The 12,893-nt window shown below is 62.6% G+C and carries 10 protein-coding genes; 3 read left to right on the top strand and 7 right to left on the bottom strand.

From position 1 onward, the window contains the following. Positions 1–5: 5 nt before the first annotated feature. On the bottom strand, positions 6–1,121 hold the full coding sequence (gene mutY / locus FJW04_RS14870; RefSeq protein ID WP_140714977.1) for an A/G-specific adenine glycosylase: 1,116 nt from the start codon (positions 1,119–1,121) through the stop codon (positions 6–8). A 53-nt stretch (positions 1,122–1,174) separates the two neighbouring features. Here mutY and FJW04_RS14865 point away from each other — a divergent pair, with 53 nt between their 5' ends. The 3 genes from FJW04_RS14865 (at position 1,175) to smc (ending at position 6,269) form a co-directional block, all read left to right on the top strand. Then, positions 1,175–1,675, top strand: coding sequence for a DUF721 domain-containing protein (locus FJW04_RS14865; protein WP_140714975.1), 501 nt, complete (start codon positions 1,175–1,177; stop codon positions 1,673–1,675). A 268-nt stretch (positions 1,676–1,943) separates the two neighbouring features. Further along, positions 1,944–2,687, top strand: a complete 744-nt coding sequence (locus FJW04_RS14860) for a DsbA family protein (RefSeq protein ID WP_140617272.1) — start codon at positions 1,944–1,946, stop codon at positions 2,685–2,687. A 123-nt stretch (positions 2,688–2,810) separates the two neighbouring features. Continuing rightward, on the top strand, positions 2,811–6,269 hold the full coding sequence (gene smc / locus FJW04_RS14855) for a chromosome segregation protein SMC (protein WP_140714973.1): 3,459 nt from the start codon (positions 2,811–2,813) through the stop codon (positions 6,267–6,269). A 212-nt stretch (positions 6,270–6,481) separates the two neighbouring features. On the opposite strand, the gene FJW04_RS14850 is transcribed toward smc, so the two are convergent. The 6 genes from FJW04_RS14850 to FJW04_RS14825 form a co-directional block, all read right to left on the bottom strand. Continuing rightward, positions 6,482–6,850: a VanZ family protein gene (locus tag FJW04_RS14850; protein ID WP_140617270.1), complete on the bottom strand. Its 369-nt coding sequence runs from the start codon at positions 6,848–6,850 to the stop codon at positions 6,482–6,484. Between the two features lie 224 nt (positions 6,851–7,074). Further along, positions 7,075–7,854, bottom strand: coding sequence for a GGDEF domain-containing protein (locus FJW04_RS14845; protein WP_246673831.1), 780 nt, complete (start codon positions 7,852–7,854; stop codon positions 7,075–7,077). Positions 7,855–7,975: 121 nt separating this feature from the next. Next, on the bottom strand, positions 7,976–8,635 hold the full coding sequence (locus FJW04_RS14840) for a thermonuclease family protein (protein ID WP_246673829.1): 660 nt from the start codon (positions 8,633–8,635) through the stop codon (positions 7,976–7,978). 49 nt (positions 8,636–8,684) lie between these two features. Further along, on the bottom strand, positions 8,685–9,887 hold the full coding sequence (locus FJW04_RS14835) for an ABC transporter substrate-binding protein (protein WP_140714971.1): 1,203 nt from the start codon (positions 9,885–9,887) through the stop codon (positions 8,685–8,687). Between the two features lie 27 nt (positions 9,888–9,914). After that, a complete protein-coding gene (locus tag FJW04_RS14830; protein ID WP_140714969.1) occupies positions 9,915–10,283 on the bottom strand; it encodes a hypothetical protein in 369 nt (122 codons plus the stop codon). Between the two features lie 72 nt (positions 10,284–10,355). After that, a partial coding sequence (locus FJW04_RS14825) for a type I secretion C-terminal target domain-containing protein (RefSeq protein WP_140714967.1) occupies positions 10,356–12,893 on the bottom strand: 2,538 nt, incomplete at its 5' end.

Here is a 12,893-nt window from a genome sequence, read left to right as displayed (position 1 = left end):
TGCACTCAATGGCGAGGTTTTTTCGTCGCGCCGGGTATCGCAGCCTCGATTGCCTTTTTCATGACGGTGGGCAGCGCCTCGCCTGAAATCTCATGGGCGGGCGACCAGAAATACCCTGCCAGGGCATCACCTTTGATGTGGGCACGAAAGACTTCGAGCTCGAGCGCGAAATGGGTAAACACATGCCCGATTGTTCCGGCGCGCCGCCAGTCGCCGGCAAAGGGCGCTGCCGCCTCTGTGGTGGCTCCGTCCATCCGCGCCGTCCAGGCGGTGGTCGGCACTTCCGTCATGCCGCCGAGCAGCCCTTTCTCTGGCCGCTTGCGCAAAAGAATGGCACCGTCGTCACGCATGGCAACGAAAGCAGCCCCCCGCCGCAGCGGTTTGTCGGCCTTTGGCAGCCGCACCGGGAAATTTTCGGGATCTCCTGAAACAACGGCGCTGCAGTCCTCGCGCAGCGGGCACAGCATGCAGCGCGGCCGGCGCGGCGTGCATATCGTGGCGCCGAGATCCATCATCGCCTGGGCGAAGTCGCCGGGCCTTGTCGCCGGCACCATGCACTCGACATGGACCCGTATCTCGGCCTTGGCTTCGCTGAGCGGCGTCGTGATCGAAAACAGCCGTGAGATGACGCGTTCGACATTGCCGTCGACGACGGCGGCGTGGCGGTCGAAGGCGATGGCCGTTATTGCCGCCGATGTATAGGCGCCGATCCCCGGCAATTCTCGAAGTCCGATCTCGGTGTCCGGAAACCGGCCGCCGCGCGCCGCCACCAGATCCGCGCAGGCCTTGAGGTTGCGGGCGCGGGAGTAATAACCGAGCCCCGCCCAGGCTTTCATCACATCCTCCGTCGGCGCCGCGGCCAGCGCTTCGACATCGGGCCATTTCTCGACAAAGGCGAGGAAGTACGATTTCACCGCTTCCACGGTGGTCTGCTGCAGCATCACCTCCGACAGCCAGATACGGTAGGGATCGGGCCGCACACCGCGTGCGTGCTCGCGCGGCGTCACGCGCCACGGCAATTCGCGATGATGCGCGTCATACCAGGCGAGCAGGCGCGACGCCGTATCATCCGAGATGACCTTGCTGGTCTGGGCCTTGCGGGTCTGGTCTGCTGGTGCCATTGATCTTGCGTTGGCCTGGCCGGTATCTGCTGGGTCGTGGCTGGAGAACGCACATGGCAGGGAAAAGGCGCTTCGGCAATCCCGTTCCGGTGAGCGATCTCGCCACCGACATCCTCGACCCGGTGCTGCGCAAGCGGGCAGGCATCTCGATCGGTCTCGTCCAGTCGTGGGAAGAGATTGCCGGACCGCGCTTGGCCATCCACTCGCGGCCCGAAAAGATCCAGTGGCCGCGCCGCCTGCACGAGGATGATCCGTTCGAGCCGGCCGTACTGGTCATCGCCTGCGAAGGCATGGCCGCGCTTCATCTGCAGCACGAGACCGGCGAGATCATCAACCGGGTGAACGCCTTCCTGGGTTTCAGGGCGATAGGCCGCATCAGGATCGTGCAGAAGCCGATAAGCTCGGGAAGAGCCCGGCCCAAACCCACCCTCAGGGCGTTGAGCGCGGCCGAAAAGGCGAAATTGTCCGATACTGTCGGGCTTATAGAGGATGACGGGCTGCGCGCCTCGCTGGAACGGCTGGGGACGACCATTCTGGGCGCAAGGAAAGCCTAGACGGCTGCAATGACCCCGGGGACTATTCCGAGGCCGTCTGGCCAAGGGCGAAGTGGAACGGTTACAGTTGCCCCGGTCGGCCCAAACGGAGACGATCCCCTTGGTTCTGATTGGAAACGGTCATAGGTTTGTCGTTAATCTCGCGCATTCGTGATCGCCCTTGTCAGGTTTCACGATTGGATTGGGGACAGGGATGCCTTAATTCGCGCCAACTCTCGCCTTTTCGTGCCTTTGCATTGCAAAATCCAACCCTTATCAGGTGATTCGTATGAGCCGTCCCCCGTTTGGCCAAAGCTTCTCTCGCAGAAACGTCCTGACATCGCTGGCCGCCATCCCGGCGGTGGCCCTGCTCGCCGCCTGCAGTGATTCCGGCGAAGAGGCGAAGGCCGCGGATGTCAAACCCGCGAATCCGGCAACGCCCGCAAAGCCGGCCACGCCCGCCGCGGTCCAGGTACCGGAAGCGCAGGGCACCGTCGACATGACCGAACTGATGAAGCCGGGCGCGCTGCCCGACAAGCAGCTCGGCAAGGATGACGCCAAGGTCACCATCGTCGAATACGCCTCGATGACCTGCCCGCACTGCGCGCATTTCGCCGAGACCACCTTTCCGGATTTGAAGACCAAGTACATCGATACCGGCAAGGCGCGCTACATCCTGCGCGAATTCCCATTCGATCCGAGCGCCGAAGCCGGTTTCATGCTGGCGCGTTGCGCCAAGGATAACTATTTCCCGATGGTCGACGTGCTGTTCAGGCAGCAGGCGAACTGGGTCGGCGTGTCGAACACCAAGGAAGCGCTGCTGCAAATTTCCAAGCTTGCCGGTTTTACACAGGAGTCCTTCGAGGCCTGCTTGACGGACCAGAAACTTCTGGACGATGTGAGATCGGTTCAGAAGCGTGGCGCCAATGAATTCAAGGTCGACTCGACGCCGACCTTCTTCATCAACGGTAAGACCTACAAAGGGGCGATGTCGATTGAGGAAATGTCGGCCATCATCGACCCTCTGCTCTGACATCGGCTCAGTGCTGAAGCGGCAGCGCTCCGGCGCTGCTTGCCTCTCTATCCGTTCGCGCGCTCTGCGTCCTATCGCAAAACCTCGGTACACTCTTCCCGAACCGGTGTATGAGGCGCGCGAATGAAGTTTTCGCGCCTCCGCCTCCTTGGTTTCAAGTCCTTCGTCGAACCCGGCGAGTTCGTCATCGAACGCGGCCTGACCGGCATTGTCGGGCCGAACGGCTGCGGCAAGTCGAACCTGGTCGAGGCGCTGCGCTGGGTGATGGGCGAAAGCTCCTACAAGAACATGCGCGCGTCCGGCATGGACGACGTCATCTTTTCCGGCTCGGGCACCCGTCCCGCCCGCAACACCGCCGAAGTCACGCTTTTCCTGGACAACAGCGACCGCTCGGCTCCATCCGCCTTCAACGATGCCGACGAACTGCAGGTGTCGCGCCGCATCGAGCGCGAGGCCGGCTCGCTCTACCGCATCAACGGCAAGGAAGCGCGCGCCAAGGACGTGCAGCTTCTGTTCGCCGACCAGTCGACCGGCGCGCGCTCGCCCTCGATGGTCGGGCAAGGCCGTATCGGCGAACTGATCCAGGCCAAGCCGCAGGCCCGTCGCGCCCTGCTCGAAGAAGCGGCCGGCATTTCCGGCCTGCACACCCGTCGCCACGAGGCGGAATTGCGGCTTAAGGCGGCCGAGCAGAACCTCGAACGCCTGGACGATGTCGTGGGCGAGCTGGAAAGCCAGATCGAAAGCCTCAAGCGCCAGGCGCGCCAGGCTTCCCGCTTCAAGAACCTGTCGGCCGACATCCGCAAGGCCGAAGCAACGCTCTTGCACCTGCGCTGGACGCTGGCCAAGACACAGGAAGGCGAGGCGCGTTCGGCGCTGGCCACGGCAACGGCGCTCGTCGGCGACCGCGCCGCCACGCAGATGAACGCGGCCAAGGAGCAAGGCATCTCCGCCCATCGCCTGCCTGACCTGCGCGACGCGGAAGCCGCGGCTGCCGCGGCTTTCCAGCGCCTGTCGATCGCCAGGTCGCAGATCGAGGAAGAAGCTGGCCGTATCCGCAACCGGCAGGCCGAACTCGAACGTCGGCTGCAGCAGCTCGACGGCGACATTGCCCGCGAAGAGCGGATGGTGCGCGACAATGCCGACGTTCTCGAGCGCCTGCGTGCGGAAGAGGCCACGCTGAACTCCGAAAACGCCGGTGCCGCCGAGCGTGAGGCCACCACCCGCGCTGTATTCGAACAGGCCGCCTCGACGCTTGCGCAAAGCGAAGCCAAACTTGCCGCGCTGACCGCCGAGCGCGCCGAGGCCGCCGCCTCGCGCCACCAGATCGAACGGACTTTGCGCGAAACCGCGGAGCGTCGCGACCGCTTCGCCCGCCAACTCGCCGACGTCGACCGCGAATTGTCGGACATCCTCTCCAAGGTCGCCGGCTTGCCGGATCCGGCCGAGAAGCAGGTACTGGTCGAGCAGGCGATGGCATTGCTGGAGGAGTCCGAGGCAGCGGTGGAGCAGGCTGAACAGTCGGTCATCGACGGCCGTGGCGCTGAAAGCGCTGCCCGCCCGCCGCTTCAGGACGCCAAGGCGGAGCTGGCGCGGATCGAAACCGAAGCGCGCACGCTGGCCAAGATCCTGAACGCGGCCAGCGGCGATCTCTTCCCTTCGGTGCTGGAGCAGATCAGCGTCGAGCGCGGCTTCGAGACGGCACTGGGGGCCGCCCTTGGCGAAGACCTCGACGTGCCGCTCGACCGCAGTGCACCGGCGCATTGGGGCGAAAGCGAAATCCAGCCCGGTGATGCCGCGCTTCCGGAAGGGATCAAGAGCCTTGCCAGCGTGGTTCGCGCGCCGGCGCAACTAGCCCGACGTCTTGCGCAGATCGGTATCGTCGAGGCCGCTGACGGCCGCCGGTTGCAGGGGTTTCTGGCTCCAGGCCAGCGCCTGGTTAGCCGCCAGGGTGCGCTGTGGCGCTGGGACGGCCTGACCGCCAGCGCCGATGCGCCGACCGCCGCGGCACAAAGGCTGGCACAGAAGAACCGGCTTGCCGAACTCGATGCCGAAGCGGTGCAGGCGACGCTTGTGCTGCGCCAGGCCGAGGAAGCGCTAGCGCAGGCCGAGCAGGCGCTCCGCCAGGCAAGCGAAGCCGAACGCAACACGCGCCAGGCGGGACGTGAGGCCCAGCACCGGCTGGACGCCGCCCGCAATGCGCTGGCCGAGGCGGAAAAGGCCGGCGGTGAACTATCGAGCCGGCGTGCCGCGCTGGACGAGGCGCGCGCCCGCATCGTCGACAGCCATGAGGAGACGTCAGCGGCTTTCGTCGAGGCCGAGATGCTGCTGCAGGATGCGCCCGACCTCGGCGACCTGCAATTGCAGCTCGAACAGTCCTCGGCCAATGTCTCGCGCGACCGCGCCGCCCTTGCCGACGCGCGCGCCGTCCATGAGGGCTTGCGGCGAGAAGCCGAGGCACGCACACGCCGGCTTGATGCCATCGGTGCCGAACGCAGCAACTGGCTGGTGCGCGCCGAAAACGCCTCGACGCAGATCGCATCGCTCGCCGAACGCAAGGCAGAGGCCGAGGCCGAGCGCGAACGGCTGGCCGATGCGCCCGACGAGATCGACGCCAAGCGGCGTGCGCTGCTGTCGCAACTCACCGAGGCCGAAAGCTTGCGCAAGGCGGCCGCCGACCGGTTGCAGGAGGCGGAGAACAGGCAGGCCGAACTGGACAAGGCAGCCACATCAGCCATCCAGTCGCTGGCCGAAGCGCGCGAAACCCGCGCCCGCGCCGAAGAACGGCTGACGGCGGCCGACGAACGCCGGCTGGAGGTCGAGGCGCGCATCCAGGAAACGTTGAACACGCCGCCGCATCTGGTCATCCGCCACACCGGCCTGGAAGCCGACGATCCGATGCCCGAAATGCCCGAGATCGAACGCCAGTTGGATCGGCTAAAGGTCGAGCGCGAACGGCTCGGCGCCGTCAATCTGCGTGCCGAGGAAGAGCAGAGGGAGCTTTCCGAGCGCCTGGAGGCGATCGTTTCCGAGCGCGAGGACATTATCGAAGCGATCCGCAAGCTCAGGCAAGCGATCCAGAGCCTCAATCGTGAAGGCCGCGAACGGCTGCTGGCCGCCTTCGATGTCGTCAACAGCCACTTTCAGCGACTGTTCTCGCATCTGTTCGGTGGCGGCACGGCGGAATTGCAGTTGATCGAATCCGAGGATCCGCTGGAGGCGGGCCTGGAGATTCTTGCCCGACCGCCCGGCAAGAAGCCGCAGACCATGACGCTGCTGTCTGGCGGCGAGCAGGCGCTGACGGCGATGTCGCTGATCTTCGCTGTCTTCCTGACCAACCCGGCACCGATCTGCGTGCTCGACGAAGTCGATGCGCCGCTCGACGATCACAATGTCGAGCGCTTCTGCAATCTCATGGACGAGATGGCCAAGACCACCGAGACGCGTTTCGTCATCATCACCCACAATCCCATCACCATGGCCCGCATGGACCGGCTGTTCGGCGTGACCATGGCCGAGCAGGGCGTCAGCCAGCTTGTCTCTGTTGATTTGCAGGCGGCAGAGGCGATGCGCGAGGCGAGTTGACGCGTCCGACCGCCACCGCGAGGTGGAGCGTCCGGCAGCCATCGGCGGACCGCTTAGGTTTTCTGATCGTGTCCGTGAGACCGGTGTTTGGCCGAGGCCCAGAGGAAATAGAGCGGGCCCATTTTCAGCACAGGCACACGACGATCCCGCTCGCGATCGCGCAGTTCGCGGTAGACCTTCACCTTCAGCGGCAACTTGCTGATTTGGCTATCTCAATGCACGCGTCGCGAAATCCAGTTCGCGCAGATTGCCGCCAGAAGTCCGCAAGCCATGCCGACGCAATCGGCGATCCAGTCGAACACGTCGAGATCACGCTCTATCAGCGACGTGCCCTGGAGGATTTCGATCGCGGCTCCAACCAGGGCGAGGAAGATGATCAGCCTCGTCTTGCGGCCCGGCCAGCCCAGACTTCCCAGAAACGCCAGGATCGCGAAGGCGCTCGCATGGTTGGCCTTGTCGTAGTGGAAGCCGATATCGATGCCGAATTCGTCGAGGCGAGATATCGGCAGCAACGCGAGCACCAAGACCGCAATGAGCGTGGCGATAAAGGCAATCCGCTCGGCGGCTGAGTAAAATTTCATTCTGTTCCGTCGATACACCAGCCATCGAGGTCGGGTCCGGAGATCTTGGTCAGGTGGCATGCCGGTGTAAGCGGCAGGCTGGCGTCCATGGCCACGATTGCATAAGCCGGCTTCGAAAAGCAACGAGCCCGTCTCGCGATCACGAGGGGATCCCAAGGCGTGCCCGCCCATTTGCCGGGCAGGGCACGCCTTCCGCCTATTGGCGATAGAATGGTGCCGGCTCGTCAGATTGAAGCGCGTTGAATACGCGACAGTCCAAAACCGCTTTTGCCCGACAAGCTCTCTTCGGCAGGCCGGAACATGTCCTCGAAGTCCAGGTCCTGCTCGAAAACCACGCCCCCGACGGACACGGCCAGGATCTCCTCGGCTCCCTGAGGGGCGAAATAGACCTGCGAGACAGTGGCACGGATACGCTCGCCAACCGTCCTGGCTTCGGCCTCGCTCGTTCCGGGAAGGAATACACCGAACATGGAGGCACCTATGCGGCCGACGATGTCTTGCGAGCGCACGCAAGACCGGATGGTTGAAGCGATCAGGCGCAAGGCCTCGTCGCCCCAGTTCAGGCCGAAGCGCAAGTTGATGGCGTTCAGGTGTTCAGGATGAATGACCAGGAACGCGCCCGATCGCTCGCCTTGTGGGGAAGACCTGATCGCCCGTCTCTCGATCAGCGACGAGAAGACCCTCCCGTTCAGGCAACCGGTCAGCGTATCGAAGGTCGCGGCCCGGTTGAGTTCCCGCCGATAGCGACGGATCTCGGCCAGTTTCAGGCCTATGAACACAAACAGCGGCAAGCAGATCACCACAGGCAAAAGTGTTGCCGTGATCATGCCGCGCCCGAAAGGCGTCAGCGTCTCGCTGAACAACAGCAGATAGTTCAGGACGAGGGACACGCACAGGCTGCCGACGGTTCCAAGAAATGCCAGCCAGGCAATGGTCTTCCATTCATGATGGGCCGGGACATCAGCTGCTGCATTGCTCATCGTCGATCTCCGTTCGATCGCCAAGCATAAGACCGGCAAGTTACGATTTCGGTTTCGAAGAACAATACAATTTGACACGTCGGGTTAGATCGCCAAGCTTCTGAACGGAGGATGCTGCCCTTTGTGGCGAATCCGGTGCTGTCGCCTATGGCGGGCCAAAGATTCCCATCTCCGCCGCCCTGGCTGTTGCTTCGGCCTTGCCATAGATGCCGCTCGGCAAGGCCAGCGCCCAGCCATTCGATACCAGCCAGGCACCGACATCCTGTTTGCCCAGCCTGCATGTCACCGCGACAGGGAAGCGGTCGACCACCGGAGGCACGAAGCAGTTCAGCGCTCGCCCGCGCATCCAGTTGTTGAAAGCCGCGTAGGCTCGCTGTCCGCATGGCCACGCGCTCTCGTGAAACAGGCAGACCCTGTCGGTCTGGACGCCCTGGGTTCCACTGATGAACAGTTTCCGCCCCATGGAGTCGAAACCAGCCGACGACGTGGCCACTGGATCGTAAAGCAATGTTTCCCGCCAATCCCTGGGCATCGATGACTTGGGGCGTGATGCGAGGCCGAGGTCGCCAAGCGGCAAACGAGGTTCCACCCGCTCCATCTCCGATCCCTCGATCTGCGGCGGTGCGATGAGATCCTCGGCAATCTTGCGGGCTGAGTTGACGATCGATCGAGCCGGATGTCGCGCGACGTCATCGCCGACGTCAGGTGCTGGGTCGGTGAGGCTTCGTTCGACGGGGAACAGGGTCGCTGCCTTGACCAGCAGCAGGATGCCGATGAGAAGCTCGAGGCCTGCGAGCGCGATCATGATGCGAACGCGCCCCCGATCTCCCATCGGGCCGCCCGCGCCCAATTCGCTAGAAGCTGGACGTCGATTTGGCAACCAGTTTGAGCGCACCTTTTTCTATCCGGTAAAACGGCATCGAGCGTTCGCTGGATCCATCCGCGCGGAACCTGAACAAGCCGGTCGATCCGCGAAAGCCATTCGGGTTCTCGAAAACCTGCCTACTGAAACCGTTGGGTCCGGCAGCGCTTGCGATGCCCGCGGTCAGCGCGACCATATCATAGGCATAAGCGACATTGACGTCGGCCTGGTAATTGAAGCTTGCCTTGAAACGATCCGAAATGGGGCCTGTTTCATGTTGGTCGAGCGTGGCGATATAGGCGCCTTCGAAAAGCGGACTGGTCGGGTGCTCCAGCCAGCGGTTCGTGCCAACCACGGAGGTTGATTTTCCAGGGATGCCTTTTGCCTTCAGGGCGATCAGGATTGGCGATGGATTGCTGTCGCCGCTGGCGACGATCACGGCGTCGGGGGCGTCAACCAGCGAGCCCATGTCCGCGACCGCCTTTGCCGCGCTGTCGGCGCTCGTGTAGGGGATGGTGATCGCAAGTGCGGCGCCGTACACGCTGAGGCTGTTGGCGACGTGTTTTTCGGCAATATCGGCACCCGCGCCCGCTGGCACCAGCAGGACGAATTTCTTGCCGCCCTTGGCCGCGATTGCGCCGGCGCCCGCCGCGGCGCTGTCCGCCTCGCCAAGGCATACCGCATAGACGCCCGGGCCGCCGGCAAAATTGTCCGCGAGAGCCAGAACCACCGGCCGGTTCGAGCCCGACAGTTTCGCGACATGCTGCGCTGCCGGCAGTTCGGTCGGACCGATGACCACTTTCGCTCCCGAAGTTATGGCCTTTACCGCCAGTTGCTGGGAGTAAGCCGCGTCTCCCCTTGTGTCCTCGACGGTAAGCGTCAGCAGGGGATTACCGAGGTCCGTCATGGCGAGCTTGGCGGCGTCGAGCATCTTTTTGCCGTTTTCGCCCGCTGATCCGGAAGCGGACAGCGGCAGCAGCATGGCGACTTTCGTGGGTCCCGTGCCGAGGGACTGCGTCGCCTGGCTTGCGTTTGCCACAGCAACAACAGCAGCCGGCTGACTGGCGACCTGGATGGCAGCGGGGTCGAGCGCGTCCGACACCGAGCCTTTGGATTGGCAGCCGAGCAGCGATAGCGCCAGCGCGCAAGCGACCACCCATGTCCGCAGGCGGTGAACCTGCCGGTCAGATTCCATTTTCTGCCAGCGCTTTCGCTCTTGCGGTCAGTTCATGTACTCGACCATGCGGTCGTGAAAACACTCGCATTTATTGAGCGTGTCTTCGTCCTTGTAGTTGGTCTTCAGGTAGCCGTAAGCCATGCCGCAGGCGACCTTGGCTTCCGATGCCCAGACGAAGACCGGCCGGGATGAATGGATCCATTCCGGGCTGTTGGCGACGGCAACCGACTCATCCATCAGCTTGACGACCTGTTTCGTGAGGTCGACCGTGTTGTCGGTCAGCACGAGGTTGGAAGTGCCGACGGTGCGGCAATAATCGGCCACGGGTCCCTCGATGATGTCGGCGGCAAAGCCGGTCGATCCTGCCAACAGCAGCGCCGTGGCCGAAATCAGCAACCTTGAACGAATTCTCATGTAAGCCCCTCTCCAATTTGCCATTTCATGTCCCGCTAATGCATAGCATGGGAGCACGAGCGCGCAGAAGCGTTAAATCGTGACATTGTGCTGCGTGTGTGTTGCGTCGTCATAGAGGATGTTGATGGTGCCGGCCGCGGGCGCGTTCTGCAGTACAGCCACATCCACGAAGTTTGCCGCGTTGCCTGAGCCGCTGGTGTCGACGCTTACCGTGCTGGTCGCGCTGTTGTAATGCACGTAGTCGGCGATATTGCCCGCGGCGGCTTTGTCGAACAGAGCGGTCAGATCGATCTTATCGCCCTCGGCGCCATGGTAGTCGGCGATCAGATCCTTGATGTTCAGATTGTCGATCTTGAACGTGTCGGCTCCCGAAGTGCCGTCGATGGCCATCGACTGCTGCGCCGGGGCAACCAGCGAAGTATCAAGTTCCACCTCGACATAGTTGCCGCTTGTGCCGTCGGCCATCTGGAAAGTGCCGTTGCCGGTCACGGTCTGCCCGTCGATTTCGCCGACAGCCGGCTGCGCTGCCGTGCTGATGGAGACAATACCGTTGTCGGCGAGGTGCGACAATTCCCCGGCGTCGCTGGTGCCGTTGGCATTGGCGTCCTTCCAGATCAGCAGGCTGCTGAACGCCGCGTCGTTGTGATCGATGACGCCGTCATGATTGCTGTCGAGCGATGCCAAAGCGGCCGCGCCGCTGGCGAAGTGGCCGCCGTCGAAGTTCGGCGTGAACAGTTCCGTGCCATCGTCGATCTTGCCGTCATGGTTGAGGTCGACCGCCAACATGCCATCATTCGATGTGTTCCAGGCGATCTGTTCCTTGGTGCCATCGCCGTTCATGTCGAACTGAACACCGTGGCTGACATCGGAGAAGGCAAAGCCATTGTGATTCAGGTCGAGAATGATGGGATCGATCGACCCTCCGATGAGGGTGTTCAGGTTCGTAACCGTGACATTCTGCAGGTCGACCAATGCTCCCACGCCGGCATTCGTGGTTGTCTGAGTATAGACGTAGGTGTGGTTTACCCCTGAAATCGTTGCCGTGAATGCGAGCGTCGCCCCAGCGTTGCCGATGTCTGTGCCCATAAGATACTGGACAGCCGCGGCAACGCCTGACGTTGTGGTGATAGCCAAGGGCGAGGCGCCGGCATCGGTTCCGAAGAAACTGGCGATGCCATTCGTGACGAAATGAGATTCAACAGTATCTCCACCGATCGTCAAGACCGAGTCACCTGCGCCGTCGACGAGGCCGGCTGTGGCAGCCACCAGCGCACCCGGCAGGGTCAGCTTGTCGGTGCCGGCGACGAAGTCGGTGATGATGTCGTAGCCCGAGATCGTACCGGCATTGCCCGACCCTCCGATGACGGGTGTCGAATCGCCCGTTCCGATCAAGAACGTGTCGTTGCCGCCTCCGCCGGTCAGGAAATCACTGCCACCCCGTCCGACGATCGTGTCATTTCCGCCGCCACCGGACAAATGATCAATCCCTGACGTTCCATAGATCTGGTCGCCCAGCGTTGCGTTTCCATTCACTGTGATGCCGGGATCACCGGGGTCATGCGAGAAGAAGGAGAAGCTGACGTTGCGAGCCTGATAGTTGCCGCCATTGTTGTCGAAATAGGACAATGTCCAAGAATCGCCGGCTGTCGGTGGGTGTGCGATCAAGTAGCTCGCGAGCGTTGTAGCGGTGGCGTTGCCGGCGGCGTCGAGCAAGAAAATGTGATCGTAGTCGACGGTGGCTTTCATCAACCCCGTAGTCGCATCGAAAAACCAGCTCTGCTCGAATGTTCCGGCGGTCAGGTCATCTTCGACAACCGCAAAGTGATTGGCCCCTATGATTATTTCGACCTGGACCTCCTGTTCGCGGTGAGACCCCGCACTGGCGTCTCCGAACGCGCCGGGATTCCGTTCCGACAAAGGAATGGGCGTCGCGAATGGACTCTCCTGGAAGTCGGTATAGACCACCACTGTCGCGCCATGAGGATCGGCTGCTATGGCGTTTACCGTGGCTTGGGACAGAGTCAGCGTCGTTATCTGGTCATTTCCCGACGTAAGCGGGCTGCTTCCATTGCCAATCTGTGACGTGTCACTGGGCAGGCTGGTTGGCGGCACTTCGTGGATGCCGACCGTCTGCGTGACATGGATAGTACCGTCATAGACATCTAGCGACAGGCTCTTGTCGACTGTATCGGTTACCGTCGTTGTCGGCTTGTAAACCAGGTCGTCTAGAAGGTTAATTCCAGCGGATGGATTATAGAGGACGGTTCCAGTGGTCAGGGCGACATAGTTCACGCCGTCGAAGTAGAATGTTCCGGCAGGGATCGTTCCTGTAGCGGTGACGATGAGGTTGTCACCATCGGCATCCGACGGGACCGTGACCAGCAAGGGATATCCATTGGGAAAGGTTGGCGTGCCCAATACTTGCTGCCCCGGGTCGCTGGACATCCAGTTATGAGTGTCCGCGACAATCGGTGCAGTGTTGACGTCGGCGACGTTGATGGTCAGTGTCGTCGTCGACAGGTCGCCGTCGCCGTCCTTGATGGTGTAGACGAACACGTCGGTGGCATCCGAGGTGATGTTGTTGGCCGTCGACTGATAGGTGTAGGAGCC

Source organism: Mesorhizobium sp. B2-7-3, assembly GCF_006440715.1.
In the GTDB taxonomy this organism is placed as follows: Bacteria; Pseudomonadota; Alphaproteobacteria; order Rhizobiales; family Rhizobiaceae; genus Mesorhizobium; species Mesorhizobium australicum.
This window is presented reverse-complemented; position numbering and strand designations above follow the sequence as displayed.